The organism is Cupriavidus sp. GW822-FHT03E04, assembly GCF_058801495.1.
Genome location: NZ_JBXANI010000012.1, coordinates 16,840 through 35,135 on the forward strand (window position 1 = coordinate 16,840; position 18,296 = coordinate 35,135).

At 66.2% G+C, this 18,296-nt stretch carries 14 protein-coding genes, 1 tRNA gene and 1 pseudogene; 12 read left to right on the forward strand and 4 right to left on the reverse strand.

What is annotated here, in order from left to right; genetic code table 11:
* Positions 1 to 65: 65 nt before the first annotated feature.
* From AC1RQC_RS18355 to AC1RQC_RS18390, 8 genes and pseudogenes are all read left to right on the forward strand, one after another.
* Positions 66 to 1,127, forward strand: a complete 1,062-nt coding sequence (locus tag AC1RQC_RS18355; RefSeq protein WP_492809968.1) for an ABC transporter ATP-binding protein — start codon at positions 66 to 68, stop codon at positions 1,125 to 1,127.
* 108 nt (positions 1,128 to 1,235) lie between these two features.
* Positions 1,236 to 2,282: a TRAP transporter substrate-binding protein gene (locus AC1RQC_RS18360; RefSeq protein ID WP_492884259.1), complete on the forward strand. Its 1,047-nt coding sequence runs from the start codon at positions 1,236 to 1,238 to the stop codon at positions 2,280 to 2,282.
* 117 nt (positions 2,283 to 2,399) lie between these two features.
* A complete protein-coding gene (locus AC1RQC_RS18365) occupies positions 2,400 to 3,767 on the forward strand; it encodes a replication-associated recombination protein A (protein WP_174423246.1) in 1,368 nt (455 codons plus the stop codon).
* A gap of 157 nt (positions 3,768 to 3,924) precedes the next feature.
* Positions 3,925 to 5,238 (forward strand): serine--tRNA ligase, encoded by a 1,314-nt coding sequence (serS, locus tag AC1RQC_RS18370; protein WP_492830452.1) that lies wholly within the window; start codon positions 3,925 to 3,927, stop codon positions 5,236 to 5,238.
* Between the two features lie 78 nt (positions 5,239 to 5,316).
* Positions 5,317 to 5,406: transfer RNA gene (locus AC1RQC_RS18375), tRNA-Ser, on the forward strand.
* A gap of 476 nt (positions 5,407 to 5,882) precedes the next feature.
* Complete coding sequence (locus AC1RQC_RS18380; protein ID WP_492884261.1) at positions 5,883 to 6,170, forward strand: hypothetical protein; 288 nt, start codon at positions 5,883 to 5,885, stop codon at positions 6,168 to 6,170.
* Between the two features lie 381 nt (positions 6,171 to 6,551).
* Positions 6,552 to 7,421: a DUF1653 domain-containing protein gene (locus AC1RQC_RS18385; RefSeq protein WP_492376701.1), complete on the forward strand. Its 870-nt coding sequence runs from the start codon at positions 6,552 to 6,554 to the stop codon at positions 7,419 to 7,421.
* 430 nt (positions 7,422 to 7,851) lie between these two features.
* A pseudogene (locus tag AC1RQC_RS18390) lies at positions 7,852 to 8,265 on the forward strand (phosphatase PAP2 family protein); the annotation flags it as partial.
* A 157-nt stretch (positions 8,266 to 8,422) separates the two neighbouring features.
* On the opposite strand, the gene paeA reads toward AC1RQC_RS18390, so the two are convergent.
* Positions 8,423 to 9,736, reverse strand: a complete 1,314-nt coding sequence (paeA, locus tag AC1RQC_RS18395; protein ID WP_492376700.1) for a polyamine export protein PaeA — start codon at positions 9,734 to 9,736, stop codon at positions 8,423 to 8,425.
* 85 nt (positions 9,737 to 9,821) lie between these two features.
* Positions 9,822 to 10,775, reverse strand: a complete 954-nt coding sequence (locus AC1RQC_RS18400) for a LysR family transcriptional regulator (RefSeq protein WP_492884263.1) — start codon at positions 10,773 to 10,775, stop codon at positions 9,822 to 9,824.
* Between the two features lie 137 nt (positions 10,776 to 10,912).
* Between AC1RQC_RS18400 and AC1RQC_RS18405 the strand changes: the two genes are divergently transcribed.
* The 4 genes from AC1RQC_RS18405 to AC1RQC_RS18420 all read left to right on the forward strand — a co-directional run bounded on the left by AC1RQC_RS18405 (position 10,913) and on the right by AC1RQC_RS18420 (position 14,841).
* Positions 10,913 to 12,175 carry a D-amino acid dehydrogenase gene (locus AC1RQC_RS18405; RefSeq protein ID WP_492884265.1) on the forward strand — a complete coding sequence of 421 codons (1,263 nt, stop codon included), beginning with the start codon at positions 10,913 to 10,915 and terminating at the stop codon, positions 12,173 to 12,175.
* A gap of 104 nt (positions 12,176 to 12,279) precedes the next feature.
* The gene (locus tag AC1RQC_RS18410; protein ID WP_492376697.1) at positions 12,280 to 13,200 is read left to right on the forward strand and encodes a glutamate/aspartate ABC transporter substrate-binding protein; all 921 of its coding nucleotides are present in this window, start codon (positions 12,280 to 12,282) and stop codon (positions 13,198 to 13,200) included.
* Positions 13,201 to 13,353: 153 nt separating this feature from the next.
* A complete protein-coding gene (locus tag AC1RQC_RS18415) occupies positions 13,354 to 14,151 on the forward strand; it encodes a transporter substrate-binding domain-containing protein (RefSeq protein WP_492376696.1) in 798 nt (265 codons plus the stop codon).
* Between the two features lie 30 nt (positions 14,152 to 14,181).
* A complete protein-coding gene (locus tag AC1RQC_RS18420; protein ID WP_174423239.1) occupies positions 14,182 to 14,841 on the forward strand; it encodes an amino acid ABC transporter permease in 660 nt (219 codons plus the stop codon).
* 652 nt (positions 14,842 to 15,493) lie between these two features.
* Here the strand turns inward: AC1RQC_RS18420 and AC1RQC_RS18425 are convergent.
* Positions 15,494 to 15,721, reverse strand: coding sequence for a hypothetical protein (locus tag AC1RQC_RS18425; RefSeq protein ID WP_492884267.1), 228 nt, complete (start codon positions 15,719 to 15,721; stop codon positions 15,494 to 15,496).
* A gap of 1 nt (position 15,722) precedes the next feature.
* Positions 15,723 to 18,293 carry a cyanophycin synthetase gene (cphA, locus tag AC1RQC_RS18430; RefSeq protein WP_492884269.1) on the reverse strand — a complete coding sequence of 857 codons (2,571 nt, stop codon included), beginning with the start codon at positions 18,291 to 18,293 and terminating at the stop codon, positions 15,723 to 15,725.
* Positions 18,294 to 18,296 lie beyond the last annotated feature (3 nt).

Consider the following 18,296-nt stretch of genomic DNA (forward strand, 5'->3'; position numbering starts at 1 on the left):
AGACATACAGGGCCTGCGTCCATATAATGCTCGGCATGCCAGGCCACCCGCATTCCAATTCATCCATGCCAGCACGATCCGATGTTGTGATCGAGGTCGATCGCATCCACCATGGCTTCGGCAGCCAGCGCGTTGTCAACGACCTGTCCTTCACCCTCGCGCGCGGCAGCATCGCCTGCCTGCTCGGCCCCAGCGGCTGCGGCAAGACCACGGTGCTGCGCGCCATCGCCGGATTCGAGCCGCTGCGCGAAGGCCGCATCCTGCTGCAAGGGCAGGTGATGTCGTCGCCGGGGTTTGCCGTGGCGCCCGAGCACCGGCGCATCGGCATGGTGTTCCAGGATTACGCCTTGTTCCCGCACCTGAGCGTGGCGGACAACGTCGCCTTCGGGCTGCATGCCGTGCGCCGCGGCGAACGCGCGGCGCGGGTCGAGGAAATGCTCACGCTGGTGGGCCTGGCCGGTTCCGGCGGCAAGTTCCCGCACGAGCTCTCGGGCGGCCAGCAGCAGCGCGTGGCGCTGGCGCGCGCACTGGCGCCGAAGCCGGAGCTGCTGCTGCTCGACGAGCCGTTCTCCAATCTCGACATCGACCTGCGCGAGCGCCTGAGCCTGGAGGTGCGTGACATCCTTAAAGCTCAGGGCGCCACCGCCATTCTGGTCACCCACGACCAGTACGAAGCCTTTGCCATGGCAGATGAGATCGGCGTGATGCACGCCGGCGCCATCGAGCAGTGGGACAGCGCGCACAACCTCTATCACCGGCCGGCCACACGCGTGGTCGCGGACTTCATCGGGCAGGGCGTGCTGATGCCGGGGCAGCTTGCCAGCCCGCACTCGGTCGTGCTGGAACTCGGCACGCTGCATAGCAGCGAGCCGTTGGGCGTACCACCCGCAACGGCAGAGGTCGATGTGCTGATCCGCCCCGACGATATCGTGCACGACGATGACAGCCCGCTGCGCGCGAAGATCCTGCACAAGGCCTTTCGCGGTGCCGAGATCCTGTACACGCTACGCTTGGCCGGCGGCGGCCAGGTGTTGTCGCTGGTGCCTTCGCATCACGACCATGCGCTCGGCGAGCACATCGGCATTCGCGTGGAGGTGGACGACGTGGTGGCGTTCCGGCGCGGCTGAGCGCACCGCCAGGGCCCTGGCGGCTTACTTGCTTACTTGTTCGACGCCACCGCCTTACAGCTTCATAGCTTCACGGCTTCATTACCTCAAGATTCCAGGACTCTCATCATGTTTGCTTCCCCGAAGTGCGCATCCCAACTGCTGCGCCGCCAATGCCTGCGCCGCGGCCTGCTGCTAGCCTTGCTGGCCTGTGGCGCAAACCTGGCCTGGGCGCAGCCGGCTGCTGCGGCCACCTGGCGGATGGCCACCGAATACCCGGCCAGCGCCATGCCTGGTGAAGGGCTGGCTACCTTCGCCGACGAGGTCAAGGCGCGCACCGCAGGCGCGATCGACGTCAAGCCCAGCTTTGACGCCAGCGCGGGCGTCAAGTCCGCGCAGATGCCGGCGGCGGTGAAAGAAGGGCGGCTGGAGGGCGGCGATGCCTTCGGCGGCGCGCTGGGTGCGGTCGATCCGCTGTTCCTGCTGTCGTCGCTGCCGTTCGTCGCCACCTCGGTGGATTCGGCCAGGCGCCTGGCCGAACTGGCCCGCGCCGACTACGCGCGCGCCTTCGAGGCACAGGGGCAACACTTGCTCTACGTTACGCCCTGGCCGCCCACCGGCTTGTGGTCGCGCAACGCGGTTGCCACGCTGACGGACCTGCGCGCACTTTCGGTGCGCACCTATGACGAGACGTCCACCGAAGTCATGCGTGCTGCCGGCGCGCAGCCGACCAACCTGTCGTTTGCCGACGCGATGCCGCGCCTGAAGGACGGCTCGGTCAACGCGGTGCTGTCTTCCGGCGACGGCGGCGCGGGCCGCAAGCTGTGGGACTACCTGCCCAACTTCACGGCCATCGGCTATGCGATGCCGTTGTCGTTCACCACGGTCAATGCGGCCGCGTACGCGGCCTTGCCGCCCGCTTTGCGCGCCTCGGTAGACGCAGCCGCGCAGGCGACCGAGCAAAAGCAGTGGGCGCGCCTGGGCACACGGCTGGAAGAAAATACCACGCGCATGCGGGCCAACGGCGTGACCATCCAGGACAATCCCGCCCCGGCGGTGCAGCAGGCGCTACGCGATGCCGGCGCGGGCGCGGTGGCGGCCTGGCGCACGCGCGTGGGCAGCGAGCGCGCTGGCGTGCTCGATGTCTTCACGCGCAGTGAGCGCGCCGCGCGCTGATTCGCTAGCCGTAGCGGGCTGCGCGGCCGGCCGCGCGCGATGGTCTACACTGTCAGGTTCCTAGGCGCAGCGGGCACGCACCGTGCGCGCCTGACCTGACTTAAAGGCCTGAATACCGTGGCGGACACGCTGTTTTCCGAAGCTCCCGATCGTTCCCAACAACCCCTGGCCGAGCGCCTGCGCCCGCGCAATATTGATGAGGTGATCGGCCAGCAACACCTGCTTGGCGCTGGCAAGCCGCTGCGGGTGGCGTTCGCGTCCGGCGAGCCGCACTCCATGATCCTGTGGGGCCCGCCCGGCGTGGGCAAGACCACGCTGGCGAGGCTGATGGCCACAGCCTTCGACGCCGAGTTCATCGCGCTGTCGGCGGTGCTGTCCGGCGTCAAGGACATCCGCGAGGCGGTCGAGCGCGCCGAGCAATACCGTGCCCACGGACGGCGCACGCTGGTGTTCGTGGACGAGGTGCACCGCTTCAACAAGAGTCAGCAGGATGCCTTCCTGCCGCACGTGGAAAGCGGGCTGTTCACCTTTATCGGCGCCACCACCGAGAACCCGTCATTCGAGGTCAACGGCGCCTTGCTGTCGCGCGCCGCGGTCTACGTGCTCAAGAGCCTGGACGACGCCGAGCTGACGCAGCTGGCGCGGCGCGCCAGCGAAGAGCTGGGCGGCCTGCAGTGGGAGGACGAGGCGCTGCAGCTGATCGTGGCCTCGGCCGATGGCGATGGCCGCAAGCTGCTCAACAATATCGAGATCGTGGCGCGCGCCGCGCGCAGTGCCGGCGCGCCGGTCATCGACAACGCGCTGCTCGGCAGCGCCTTGTCGGAGAACCTGCGCCGCTTCGACAAGGGCGGCGACGCGTTCTACGATCAGATCAGCGCGCTGCATAAATCCGTGCGCGGCTCCGATCCCGATGCCACGTTGTACTGGTTCTGCCGCATGATCGACGGCGGTGCCGATCCGCGCTACCTGGCGCGCCGCATCGTGCGCATGGCGTGGGAGGACATCGGCCTGGCCGATCCGCGTGCCGCCCGCATCACGCTGGATGCCGCCGAGACCTACGAGCGCCTAGGCTCGCCGGAGGGCGAGCTCGCGCTGGCGCAAGCCCTGATCTACCTGGCCGTGGCCCCCAAGTCCAATGCCGGCTACAACGCCTACAACACCGCGCGCGCCTTCGTGGCCAAGGACAAGTCGCGCGGCGTGCCGGTGCACCTGCGCAACGCGCCGACCAAGCTGATGAAGGAGCTGGGCTACGGCCACGCCTACCGCTACGCGCACGATGAGCCCGAAGCCTATGCCGCCGGTGAGCATTACTTCCCCGACGACCTCAAGCGCCCCGGCTGGTACAAGCCCACGCCGCGCGGGCTGGAAGGCAAGATCGGCGACAAGCTGCGCCACCTGCGCGATCTTGACGCGCAGTGGCTGCGGCAGCAGGGCAAAGGCAAGGGCCGGGACGAAGGCGGCGGCGAGGGCGGCGGAGCGCAATAACGCGCATAGCCCCTGGCCGGCGGCGCGTCCCCGCGAACAACGGGCGATCCGCCAGCTTGTTCTCCAGCCAGCGGATCGGCGTGGGCCCGGGCCAGTACAGTAAAATGCCAGATCCGCCAGCATGTCGCTGGCCAATGCACCTGCCCTCACACGCAACATGCTAGACATCCAGCTGTTCCGCAAAGACATCGACGCCGTGGCGCAACGCCTTGCCACGCGCGGATTCCAACTCGACGTAGCGGCCTTCCAGGCACTCGAAGCCGAGCGCAAGCAACTGCAGACCCAGACCGAGGAGTTGCAGGCGCGCCGCAACAGCCTCTCCAAGCAGATCGGCATGCTCAAGGGCAAGGGCGAAGACGCCTCGGCGGTGATGGCTGAAGTCGGCGGCATCGGCGACGCCCTCAAGGCCTCGGCCGCGCGCCTGGAAGAAATCCAGGCCCAGCTCGCCGAGATCATGGAAGCCATCCCCAACCTGCCGCACGAAAGCGTGCCGGTGGGCCGGGATGAGACCGGCAACGTGGAAGTGCGCCGCGTCGGCACGCCGCGCAGCTTTGACTTCGAGGTCAAGGACCACGTCGACGTGGGCGAGCGCCTCGGGCTGGATTTCGATACCGCGAGCAAGGTCACGGGCTCGCGCTTCGCCATGCTGCGCGGTGGCATCGCACGCATGCATCGCGCGCTGGTGCAGTTGATGCTGGACACCCACACGCTCGAGCACGGCTACACCGAGATGTACGTGCCTTACATCGTCAATGCCGCCTCGATGCGCGGCACCGGCCAATTGCCCAAGTTCGAGGAAGACCTGTTCAAGGTGCCGCGCAAGGTCGGTGGCGAGAACAGCGAGGGTGGCGAGCGCACCGAGAACTTCTACCTGATCCCCACGGCCGAAGTGCCGCTGACCAACATCGTGCGCGACGCCATCGTGGCCGGCGACAAGCTGCCGCTGCGCTTCGTTGCCCACACGCCTTGCTTCCGCTCGGAAGCCGGCTCCTACGGCCGCGACACGCGCGGCATGATCCGCCAGCATCAGTTCGACAAGGTCGAACTCGTCCAGGTGGTGCAGCCCGAGCATTCGTTCGACGCGCTCGAGCAGCTCACCGGCCACGCCGAAGCCATCCTGAAGAAGCTGGACCTGCCGTTCCGCACCATGGTGCTATGCACCGGCGACATGGGCTTTGGCAGCACCAAGACCTATGACCTCGAAGTGTGGATCCCCGCGCAGGGCACCTACCGCGAGATCAGCTCCTGCTCGAACATGGGCGACTTCCAGGCCCGCCGCATGCAGGCCCGCTTCCGCGCAGGCCAGGGCAAGCCGGAACTGCTGCACACGCTCAACGGCTCCGGCCTGGCGGTTGGCCGCACGCTGGTGGCGATCCTGGAGAACTACCAGAACGCCGACGGCTCGCTGACGGTGCCGGCCGCATTGCAGCCGTATCTGGGCGGCCTGACGCGCCTGGAGCCCGAGGCGTAAATTTTCACGCGAGGGGCTTGCGGTGGAAATGTAGTTTCCTCTATAATCTTGTTCTTCGCGACAAGCGACCCAGTTACCGGAGAGGTGGCAGAGTGGTCGAATGTACCTGACTCGAAATCAGGCGTAGGTGCGAGCCTACCGTGGGTTCGAATCCCACCCTCTCCGCCAGCAGTACGCAAAGCCCCACGATTCCTCACAGAGTCGTGGGGCTTTTGCTTTGGGGGTACGGTTTCGCGCGTTGTCGGCACGATGGCAGCAGGCATCGTTGCACAGGTCAACGAGCCTGCCAGCTCACGCGATATACTCTGCGCATCGCTGCAACCACAGCGATCGGGATTGGCGTCCCGAACGAAAAGGCGGACAGTCGCCGCCAGGCGATTTTTTAGGTCCGTTATGCCTCTGCGCGCCTTCATTGGGCGGGCCTGGGCAGGGGAGCCTTCGGGCTCGCCGGATCCTTTTCGCCGGTACGCCAACCTTGCCTTGCGCCCGCCCACCCCGATTGGCGTCGGGGTGCGGGATCGAAACCGCACGAAAAGGAGGCAGCACCATGCCCCGGAATTACCTCGCCCATCAAGGGCAATCGACACTCCCGACGTTCTCCTCTGTCTCCCGCCGCGCGCAGGTCAGTCTCAAGGAGGCGTGCCATGGGTAAGCACTGCCGCTACGGCATCACAGCCGAACACGCCGACTCAGCAATGCTTGTCACTACGCGCACCTCGCTCGAGGATCCATTGAGTCTTGCCGCCGAGCGTGCCGCGCAGCTCTATGGCTTGCTGTTCATGATCAGCGAATATGCAGCCTCTGGCGATAGCTTCAGCGCACTAAAACAGGAAATCCAGAACGGCGTCCTTTCCTTGGCGGCGGGGTTGGCTCGCGAGACGCTGGTATTGAGTGAGCTGGCCGCCCAGCGTGGCGAGGGGGACGTGACGTAATCGATCGCCGTAGCGGGCCAGCGAAGCCAGCCGGGCATGGCAACCCTGCCGCCAGACCTCTATATTGGTTAAGTGGCAACCGCCACGTCGACCAGAATGGAGGTAAGGCATGAGCCGGAACGCTCACTCCAATTCGAAGCGGCCATCCCCGAACATCCGGTTTGAGAAACGGCACAGCAAGGAGAGCGAGGTGCAGGAGATGTCTCTCAAGGACCCGAAGATGGCTGAACCTGGCGCAATGCGTCAGCGCACGCATCGCAAGTAATGTAGCCAACGCGTAGCCAACCACGCAGTCAACCCTGCGCACCCGCGCGGAGCCCGCAAGCGGCCCCGCGTGGCCAATGCACTATCATGACGCTGCTCCGATTTGAACAGCCGCTCATGACACAGTCTTCTTGCCCGCCTTCCCCGCACGCCTTGCCCGGCGCAGATGGGTCCTCCGACTATCTCCACGGCATGCCCTACCGCCACTACAAGGGCGGCGCCTATGCCATGGTTGGCCTCGGCGTGATTGAGTCTGACCTGTCGCAGGTGGTGGTGTACGAGTCGATGCGGGACCGCTCCCGCTTGTGGGTGCGGCCGCTGGATGTGTTCGGTGAAAACGTGGACACGCCGCAGGGCACGCAAGCGCGTTTCGCGCCGGACTGGCCGGCTGCGCTGGCTTGCCTGGACTTCTTGCCGCGCGCGACGGTGTTGCAGGTGCTGGCCTGCTACGACGCGCCTTACCGCCACTACCACGATCGCCGCCATGTGCTGGAGATGTTCGCGCTGGCGCAGGCGCGCGGCATTGCGCTCGCGCCCGCGCAGGCGCTTGCCGTGCTGTTCCACGACGCGGTCTACGTGCCGGGCTGCGAGCACAACGAAGCGGCGTCGGCCGCGTTGATCGAGACCATGGTGAGCGGGGTCGATGCGGCGGTGACAGCGCTGGCCGCGCGCATCGTGATGGATACCTGCGGGCATCGTGCATCGGTGCCGGAGTCCGAGGCGGTGCTGGATCTGGACCTGTCCCGGCTGGCTGCGCCCGACGCGGAATTCGATGCGTGGACTGTCGCTGTGTTCGAGGAAAACAAGGCGCTGCTGGCCAATCGCACTGGCCTGTCTGGCGATGCCCTGTACGCGGCATTCATGCAGCGGCGGATCGCGTTCCTGCAGGCGATGGCGCAGCGGCCACACTTGTTCCTCACGCCAGCCTTTGCCGATTGCGAAGCGCCGGCACGCGCCAATATCGCGCGTATGGCGGCAGGGGGCTGAGCCGATGGTGGCTGCTCCCGTTCAAGCGCTCGCGGCCGTCCAGCCGGCTGGCGCGTCCTGGCTCACGCCGGCAACCGCGCTGGGCGTGGTGGGCCTTCTCGCTTTGTTCGCGTTGTTGCTGCTCTGTGTGGTGCGCGGCTTGCTGCTGGTGATCCGCCCGCTGGTGCGCAGGCTCGATGCCGCGCGCTTGCGTGCCCGCGATGCGCTGCGGACGCGGGACACGCAGCCGTGGCCGCGCGTGGCCGGCATGCTGGAGCGCGATATCGTCGAGCTGCTCCTGCTGGCGGCAGGCGGTGTGTTGTTGCTGGCTTGCGCAGCCGCGTTGCTGTGGCTGGGCGAATCCATCGCCGAAGGCGCGCCGCTGGTGCAGGTGGACCAGGCGGTGTTCGCGCAGCTTCGCGCGTGGCAGCAGGGCTGGCTGGATACGGCCATGGTGGCGCTGACCGAGCTGGGTGGCGCGCGGGTGTCCGTGGCGGTGGGCGTGGCGGTCTTTGGCTGGCTGGCATGGCGCCGTGCCTGGGTGGCGGCAGCTTACTGGGTGGGGGCGCTGGTTGGCGCGCGCGCCTGCGTGATGGTGCTCAAGCTTGCCCTTGAGCGCAGCCGGCCGGCCAGCATCTACGGCGGCCTGGAGTCGTTCTCGTTTCCTAGCGGCCACGCCACCAGCAGCATGGTGACCTATGGCTTCCTGGCCTTCCTGCTGTGCCTGCGCCAGCCGTGGCGGGTACGGATGCCGGTGGTGGCGCTGACCGCGGTGGTGGTGACGCTGATCTGCCTGTCGCGGCTCTACCTTGGCATGCACTGGCTGTCCGACGTGCTGGCGGGCTGCGCGCTCGGCTTTGCCTGGATCGTGCTGCTGGGCACCGCCTATGCCACCCTGCATGCACCGGAACGCCTGGCGCCGCTGCGCCTGGGCGCGGTCGCCGCCGCGGCGGTGGTGGTGGTTGGCACGTGGATCGTGGTGTTCCAGCTGCCCGGCACGGTCGAGCGGTATCGCCGCGCGCTTACGGCTGGAACGGCGCCGCCAGCGGCAGCCGCGAAACCAGCAACTGATCGATCTTGTGATGGTCGATGTCCAGCACTTCAAAGCGGAATCCCGCAGCCTCGATCGCTTCCGACTTCTTCGGGATCCGCTTGAGCGTGTAGATGACGAGCCCGGCGGCCGTGTCGACGTAATCCTCGCCGGGCAGCTCGTCGAGCTCCAGCGCCTTCTTCAGGTCCACCAGCGGCGTGACGCCGTCGACCAGCCATGAGCTTTCGTCGCGCCGCACGATCTGTTCATCCTCGGTGGAGTAGATGATGTTGCCCATCAGCGCGCCGACGATATCGTCCAGCGTGACGATGCCCACCACCAGCCCGTATTCGTTCATGACCACCGCAAAGTTCTGGTGCATCTCGCGAAAGCGCGTGAGCGATTCGGTGAGCGTCAGCGTGTCCGGGATCACCAGCACGTTCTTGTCGTGGTGTTTGCCGATATTGCCGATGTTGCCGATCACGCCGGTGGAATCGTCGGCAAGGAACAGCTGCAGGATGTCCTTCGAATCGATGTAGCCCAGCACGTCGTCGAGGTTGTGCCCGCACACCGGATATTGCGCGTGCGGATAGTTGACCAGCTTGCGCCGCAGGCTGTCGGGGGATTCGTCCAGGCCGATGTAGACCACATCGTCGCGCGGGGTCATCACCGCGGTGACGCTTTTCGCGTCCAGCTCGAACACGTTCTCGATCAGGTGGATCTCGTGCTTGTGGAGCACGCCGGCCTCCGCCCCGGCATCGACCATGGCGGCGATGTCCTCCGAGGTGATCTGGTCGATGTGCTTGGTGGGCACGCCGAACAGATGCAGCGTGGCATTGGCGGCACCGTTGAAGACGTAGACCAGTGGCTTGAAGATCTTGATGAGCGTGAGCATCGGCCCGATCACCGCCAGCGCGCAGGCTTCGGGAAACGTCATGGCGATGCGCTTGGGGATCAGGTCGGCGAACTGGATAAAGAGCAGGGTGACGATCAGGAAGGAGCCGACATTGGCGATGCGCTGGGTGGTGACCACGTCCAGGTAGGGCAGCAGCGCCGTCTGCAACAGGTCGGAGACATGCTTCTCGCCGACGATACCGGCCAGGATGGCCACGCTGTTGACGCCGATCTGCACGATGGTGAAGAAGTTGCCCGGCTCCTCCTTGAGCAGCATGATCTTGGTGGCGCGGCGGTCGCCACGCTCGGACAGCGTCTGCAGCTTGGTGCGGCGCGATGCGGTCAGCGCGATCTCGGAAATCGAGAAGAAGGCGCTGATCAGGATGAGGAGAAGCAGGGTCAGGGCGAACATAGGTTTGGGAAAGCACCGTTCAGGCACTTTGATGATGGTGCACGGCGCACGGTACTGTCAAATTCCGCAAGGGCGGCGGGACGTTTCATCTAGGCGCATGCTCAAAACTGACCGCCGGCGCTTCCAGTCGCTGCGGCAGCGCAGCAGCCAGTTCCCGTGCGGCGGCGGCAAACTGTTCGCGCATCGCGTCGGCCAGGCTGGAACTGCCGCGGTGGCTGGCGCGCAGCAACTGGATCTCGAAAGGCAACGCGGGCTTGACCTCGTGCAGCGAAACTCGCTGCGGGTTTGCGCCCAGCGCAGTGTACTGGTCGAGCAAGGTAAGGCCCAGGCCGGCATCGACCAGTGCCAGCGCCAGCGAATAGGTCTGGACTTCCAGCGTGGAGCGCGGCTCAAGCGCATTGCGCGCCAGCGTCTGGCGCACCAGCAGCCCAAGCGAGCTGTTGTCGTCGTAGGCAATGAAGGGACGCTCAACCAGCTTGTGCATCGGCACGTCGGCCCGCCGGCCACGGGCCGCCAGCGGCTCGCCGCGCGGCACCGCCAGCAGCATCTGGCCACCAGCTACCGGTTCGCTGGTGATGGCTTCGTGGCGCGGTGGCGAGAAGGCGAAACCCAGGTCGATCTGGTTAGCCAGCAGCCCTTGCACGATCTCGTCGGTGTGGTGGGTCAGTACCTGCACCTGGGTGTCGGGATGGCGCGCGCAAAAGCGGCGTACGGCTGGCACCAGCAGCGGATTGGCCAGGCTGGGCGTGGCCGCCACGCGCAGGCGGCCGGCGCCTTTGTGGCGCAGGCTTTCGGAGATGCGGCGCACCCGCTCGATCTCGCCATATAGCCGCTCGACATCGCCATACAGCGCGCCGGCCTCCGGCGTGGCCTGCAGCCTGCCTTTCACCCGGTCGAACAAACGGAAGCCGAGCGTGGCCTCGGCATGCTGCAGCACGCGCGTGACCACCGGCTGGGAGACGTGCAGCAGGCGCGCGGCCTCACTGACGGTGCCGGTCAGCATGACCGCGCGAAAGACTTCGATCTGACGCAATCGCATGTGGCAGGGGAGGGCGCTGCAGCAAAGCGGCACCCATAGCCTAAAGACATATTCTTGCACGTATTCGCATTGGGCAAGGCGGGCCGCGTGGTCTACCCTGTGTCGGGTCGAGAAGGACCGGATCAAAGAGGCGGGTAATGAAGGTTGTGATCGTAGGGGCGGGCGTGATTGGGATGAGCGCGGCGTGGCGGCTGGCGGGCGACGGGCACGAGGTGACCGTGCTGGAGCGGCACGACGGCCCGGGCGAGGAAACCAGCTTCGCCAACGGCGGGCAGCTCAGCTATAGCTATGTGGCGCCGCTCGCCGGGCCGGGCGTGCTGGCCAAGGTACCCGGGTGGCTGCTGCGCCCTGATTCGCCGATGCGCTTCCGGCCATCGGGCGACCCGGCGCAGTGGCGCTGGCTGGCGGCGTTTGCACGCGCTTGCAATGCCTCGGCCAGCGAGGCCACCACGCGCAAGCTGCTGCGGTTGGCCTTCTACTCCCGCGACCTGATGCAGGCCTTTGTCGACAGCCAGCCGGTGGACTTCGGCTTTGCCCGGCGCGGCAAGCTGATTGTGCACCGCGACGCGGCCGGCTTCGATGCCGCCTGCCGCCTGCTCGATTACCAGGCCAGCCTGGGCTGCGAGCAGCAGGCGCTGGACGGCGACGCGTGCGTGGCGCTGGAACCGGCGTTGGCCGGCATCCGCGGCGAGATTGCCGGGGCGATTCACACGCCGAGCGAGGAAGTGGCCGATTGCCATCGTTTCTGCCTGGCGTTGGCACAGTTGCTGCGTGACCGTCCTGGCGTGTCGCTGCGCTTTGGCACCGGCGTGCTGGGCATCGAGCGCGAAGGCGATCGCGTGACCGGCGTGCGTACCGATGCCGGCATCGAGCGGGCGGATGCCGTGGTGGTGGCAGGCGGCATCGGCAGCGTGGCGTTGCTCAAGCCCCTGGGCGTGCGGGCACCGCTGTGGCCGCTCAAGGGCTACAGCATCACGGTGCCGATTCGCGATGGCGAGCGCGCGCCGCACATCAGCATCACCGATGCTGCGCGCAAGATTGTCTATGCCCGAATCGGCAACACCTTGCGCGTGGCGGGCATGGCCGACCTGGTGCGCGCGGATACCGTCATCGACCGTGCCCGCATCGCCACGCTGGCCTTTGAGACCCGCGCGCTGTTTGGCGACATGGCGCCGGGCATGGAGCCGGAGCAGTTGCAGCCCTGGGCGGGCCTGCGCCCGGCCACGCCGACCGGCCTGCCGATGGTGGGCCGGTCGGGCGTGCGCGGCCTGTGGCTCAACATCGGCCACGGCGCGCTTGGCTTCACGCTGGCCATGGGCAGCGCGGGTTTGCTGGCTGATGGCCTGGCCGGGCGCAAGCCGGCCATCGATGACACGGATTTCGCCGCGATGCTGGCTTGATGGGCAGCGTTCCGGGGCAGTTTTTACGTTTGCATTACCGCTGAGAAACACCGCTTCACGACCAGGCAGTACCTCGAGCCATTCCCACCCAAGGAGAAAACGATATGAAATCGCAGGTCCACTCCAACCGATTCTCCCGCTGCCTGCTGGCGGTTGCCATGCTGGCTGGCACCGCAGGCGCTGTCAGCAATGCGCACGCCGCCGACGGCGATACGCTGCGCAAGATCAAGGAAACCGGCGTGATCTCGCTGGGCTATCGCGAGTCCTCCATCCCGTTCTCCTATACCAACGGACGCGATGTGATGGGCTACTCGCACGAGATCCTGCTGCAGATCGTCGACAAGGTGAAGGCGCAACTGCAAAGCCCCAAGCTCGAGATCAAGCTGGTGCCGATCACGTCGCAGAATCGCATTTCGCTGATGCAGAACGGCACCATCGACATCGAGTGCGGCACCACCACCAACAACCTGGAGCGGCAGAAGCAGGTAGCGTTTTCCAACAGCCTGTTTGTCTACGGGCTGCGCATGCTGACCAAGAAGGATTCGGGTGTGAAAGACTTCCCGGATCTCAAGGACCGCAACGTGGTGACCACCGCTGGCACCACGGATGAGCGCCTGCTGGTCAAGATGAATGGCGAGAAGGCCATGAACATGAGCCTGATCAGCGCCAAGGACCACGGGCAGTCCTTCCTGATCCTGGAGACGGGGCGCGCGGTGGCCTTCGTGATGGACGAGCCGCTGCTCTACGGCGAGCTGACCAAGGCCAAGAGCGCCAATGACTGGACCGTGGTGGGCACGCCGCTGCAGACCGAGAACTACGCCTGCATGTTCCGCAAGGACGATCCGTCGTTCAAGGCGCTGGCCGACGGCGTGATCGCCGACCTGATGACCAGCGGCCGTGCCGAGCAGTTGTACAAGAAGTGGTTCCAGTCGCCGATTCCGCCGCGCAACATCAACCTGAACTATCCGCTGTCAGCCGATATGAAGGATCTCTACGCCCATCCTAACGACAAGGCGTTCCAGTAAGCAGGGCGGGGCAGGGCGAATCGTTATTGCTGTTCGACGCGAAATTGCGCTAGGCTAAAAGCCGGCTTGCGCGCTTGGCGGACCAACGCCGGGTTGGCGCTTGCCGGACCGTTGCGGACGCCGTCCGCGTCGGCTGTGCTGACTGGAGAACATATGCGATCGCTTCGTACCGGCTGTCTCAACGCCCTGTTCGCCGTTTCGCTGCTGGCGGCCGGCGCCGCCGCGCAGGCCGCCGACCTGCTCGATACCGTAAAGCAGGCCGGCGTGCTAAAGATTGGGCTGGAAGGCACCTATCCGCCATTCAACTACCGCGGCAGCAACAACCAGCTGGAAGGCTTCGACGTGGATGTGGCGAAGGGCGTGGCGGCCAAGCTGGGCGTCAAGCCGGAGTTTGTCACCACCGAGTGGAGCGGCATCATTGCCGGGCTGCAGGCCGGCAAGTTCGACGTGATCGTCAACCAGGTCGCGGTTACGCCGCAACGCAAGCAGGTGCTGGAATTCTCCACACCTTACGTGTATTCGGCGGCGCAACTGATCCAGCGCAAGGATGACAACCGGCAGTTCAAGTCCCTCGAGGACCTGAAAGGCAAGAAGCTCGGCGTGAGCCTGGGCAGCAACTACAACGAACTGGCCAAGTCGGTCGCCGGCATCGACGTCAAGACCTATCCGGGCGCGCCCGAGTACCTGCGCGACCTGGCCGCGCAGCGCGTGGATGCCGCGCTGAACGACCGCCTGATGATCGGTTACCTGATCAAGACGTCAAACCTGCCGCTGCGGCCCGGCGCGATTGTGGAAGGTGGCAATTCCGAGGTGGCGATCCCCTTTCGCAAGGACAATCCGAAGTTTGCGCAGGCCATCGACCGCGCGCTCGACGAGATGCGCAAGGACGGCAGCCTCGGCAAGCTCTCGGCGAAGTGGTTCGGCAGTGACGTGACCAAGCCGGCCAGATAAGCGCGGGCAGGCCTCCCGCCAGGGCTTTCCATGTCCGCTCTCCAGCTCGTTGCCGCATCGCTGCCCGTGTTGCTGCAGGGCATGCTGCTGACCATCAAGTTCGCGCTGCTGTCGATGATCTTCGGGCTGGTGATCGGCACCGTGGTGGCGTTGATGGGCATCAGCCACCAGCCCGTGCCGAAGGCCGTCGCGCGGGCCTACGTCAGCATCATGCGCGGCACGCCGCTGCTGGTGCAGATCTTCGTGGTGTATTACGGCTTGCCGGGCATCGGCATCGCGCTGGAACCCACCCCGGCGGGCGTGTTGACGCTGAGCCTGAACGTGGGGGCGTATCTCTCGGAGAGCATGCGCGGCGCCATCCTCGGCATCCCGCGCGGGCAGTGGCTGGCGGCTTACAGCCTGGGCCTGACGCAAGGCCAGACCTTGCGCTACGTGGTCGGCCCTCAGGCGCTGCGGCTGGCGGTGCCGAGCCTGTCGAACAGCCTGATCAGCCTGATCAAGGACACCTCGCTGGTGTCTGTGATCACGGTGACGGAGCTGCTGCGCACGGCGCAGGAGGTGATTGCCGCGACCTACCAGCCGTTGCCGCTTTATCTTGCCGTGGCTGCTATTTATTGGATGCTTAGTACGGCGCTGGCGCATGTGCAGCGGTTGTTGGAGAGGCGGCTGTCGTTGCCGGGGAGGCATTAGGGGTGAGGGGGGGATAGGGGGGATAGGGGGGGATTTGGGCGGCGTTGGTTTTTGGACCCAAGGGCCATACGACATCCCCCTGCGGGGGCTGCCGGTCACTCTTCTTTGCGTCGGCAAAGAAGACTAACGAGAAGAAAGCCGACCCTGCCGGGAGCAGAGCAATCAGGCTTATGTGGGGCTGTGGTTGCGTCGTACGGCCCGGAGTGCCGGCGGGCATCTGCCGGTCCGGATTGAAGGGCCACGACCCTGCCAGCTTCCGGGATTCGTGGCGGGGCCCCCGGTAGCAGACACCACCTGCTTCAAGCCGTCTGTCGCTCGCGCAGTGGCCGGCCACGAAGTTGCAAGCGCACCGGTTCCGTCGTGGGCGCGGTGGCACCGGGTTGATATGCTCGGGGCCTTCACCACCGCGCCCGCCCCACCACGAAACCACTGACGGGCGATGTGTCGTGATGGCGCGCGCTGGTAACGGCAGATTGGCGAATGGGCAAGGATTCCGCTACCGGGGGCCGTACTGCGAATCCCGGAAATCGGCAGCGTCGTGGCCCTTCAAACCGGTACCGGCAGATGCCCGCAGAACTGTGGCCGTACGACGCAACCAGCGCCCCTAGCACCCGCGATTGCTCTGCTCCCGGCAGGGTCGGCTTTCTTCTCGTTAGTCTTCTTTGCCGACGCAAAGAAGAGTGACCGGCAGCCCCCGCAGGGGGATGTCGTATGGCTGTTGGGCCCAAAAGCCATCGCCGCCAACAAAAAAACCAAAGCCCCCGCAGATCAACGTCATACGGCTGTTGGGTACAAGACACCAACCAACGCCAATCAAAATCAGAATGCAAGAAAGCCAGCCGATGAGGCTGGCTTTCTTGTTTACCGCGAGGCTATCCAACTCACCCCTGAGCAATCCTCCGCTCAATATGCGCCAGCGCCTCCTCCACCTGATCCACCAAAATCAAGCAAAGATCCCCCGACTGCAAATGCGACAACGCCGTATCGATAGCAAGGAACTCCCCACGGATCTCCTCGACTGTGCTGGCGCGCTTCGCGCCCTCCAGGCCGTCGCGCAGCAAGGCCAGCACTTCGCCGTCCTCGCGTCCGCGCTGGCACTGGTCCTGGTACAGGATCACTTCGTCGAACACATCGCCAAGGATCTCCGTCTGGCGGCGGATATCGACGTCGCGGCGGTCGCCGGCGCCGCTGATCACCACCGAGCGGCGCTCGGCGGGCATGCCTTCGATGGCGTTGCACAGCGCCTGGATCGCATCCGGGTTGTGGCCGTAGTCGGCGATCAGCGTCGCGCCCTTGTAGTCGAACACGTTGAAGCGGCCAGGGGCGGTGGCTGCATCGTTGACGAAGGTCGCCAGGCTGCGGCGGATCACTTCCCAGTCGATGCCCAGCGCCCACGCCGCCGCGGTGGCGGACATGGCGTTCTCGACCTGGAAGCCGATCGAGCCGCCGCGCGTCAGCGGAATGCTCGACAGCGCGATGCGCACCTGGTTCTCGCCTTCGGCGGCCACGATATGGCCATCCTCGACGTACACCACGCGCTTGCCCTGCGCGCAGTGCGTAGCCATCACGGGGTTGTTGAGGTCGGCCGCGAAGAACGTCACGGCGCCCGGGCAGGCGTCGGCCATGCGCACCACCATGGGGTCCGCGGCATTGAGCACGGCCATGCCGTGCGGTGCCACGTTTTGCACGATGACGCTTTTCAGCACGGCGAGGTCTTCCACGGTGCTGATAAAGGACAGCCCGAGGTGATCGCCTTCGCCCACATTGGTGACCACCGCCACGTCGCAGCGGTCGAAGGCCAGGCCTTCGCGCAGCAGGCCGCCGCGCGCGGTCTCGAACACGGCGGCGTCCACGTCGGGGTGCATCAGCACATTGCGGGCGCTGCGCGGGCCGCTGCAGTCGCCGGTGTCGATGCGCTCGCCCTTGACGTAGACACCGTCGGTGCCGGTCATGCCGATGCGCAGGCCGCTGCCGGCCAGCAGGTGGGCAATCAGGCGGACCGTAGTGGTCTTGCCGTTGGTGCCGGAGACCGCCACCACGGGGATGCGGCCATCGTCGCCGTCGCCGAACATCGTGGAGATGATGGCTTCGCCCACCGCACGGCCCTTGCCGTAGGAGGGCTGCAGGTGCATGCGCAGGCCCGGCGCCGCATTGACTTCGACGATGCCGCCGGCTTGTTCCTCGAACGGCTTGAGCACGGTCTCGCAGACCGCGTCGACGCCGCAGATGTCCAGGCCAACCATGCGCGCGGCCGCCACGGCGCGGGCTGCCATGTCCGGGTGCACATCGTCGGTGACGTCCGTCGCGCTGCCGCCGGTGGACAGGTTGGCGTTATTGCGCAGCACCACGCGGGTGCCCTTGGGCGGCACCGCATCCGCGGTGAGATGCTGCTTGGCCAGCGTGGCCAGCGCGATATCGTCAAAGCGGATCTTGGTCAGCGAGGTGGCGTGTCCCTCGCCGCGGCGCGGGTCGCGATTCACTTCCTCGACCAGTTGGCGCACGGTGTGCTTGCCATCGCCGGTGACCTGCGGCGGATCGCGGCGGGCCGCGGCGACCAGGTGGTTGCCCACCACCAGCAGGCGGAAATCGTGGCCGGGAATATAGCGCTCGACGATCACGTCGGAGCTGATCTCGGCGGCGACTTCATAGGCGGCGATGACTTCCTCGCGGGTGCGGATGCGCACCGCCACGCCCTTGCCCTGGTTGCCGTCGCGCGGCTTGACCACCACCGGCGCATCGATTTCCTGCGCGGCGGCCCAGGCTTCGTCGGGGTCCGAGACGGAGCGGCCCATCGGCACCGGCACGCCGGCGGCGTGCAGCAGCTTCTTGGTGAGTTCTTTGTCTTGCGCGATCGATTCCGAGACCGCGCTGGTCATGTCGGTTTCGGCGGCCTGGATGCGGCGTTGCTTGCTGCCCCAGCCAAACTGGACCATGCTGCCTTGCGTCAGGCGGCGATAAGGAATGCCGCGTGCCACGCCCGCATAGACGATGGAGCCGGTGCTCGGCCCCAGGCGCACGTCTTCGTCGAGCTCGCGCAGGCGATGCAGCGCATCGGCCAGGTCGAACGGCATGTCATCGCGCGCGGCGCGGCACAGCGTGGCGGCGAGTTCCAGCGCCAGCCGGCCGACTTCTTCCTCGCTGTACTGCACCACCACCTGATAGGTGCCGGGTTCGACAGTGGGCGCGGTGCGGCTGAAGCTGACCGGGCAGCCGGCCTCTGCTTGCAGGCGCATGGCCGCGCATTCGAGCGCGTGCGCCAGCGACACCACGCCTTCGTTGTCATCGGGCCGCAGCGGGCCTACCTCGGGAAAGCGCGCGCGCAAGCGCTCTTCAAAACCGGGCAGCTGTGCCAGCGTGTGGGCCTCGTCAGAGCAAGAAACGATGGCTTCGATGGCGGTGTGGCGGCACCACAGGTTAGGGCCGCGCAGGGCCCGGATACGTGAGACTTCCATGAA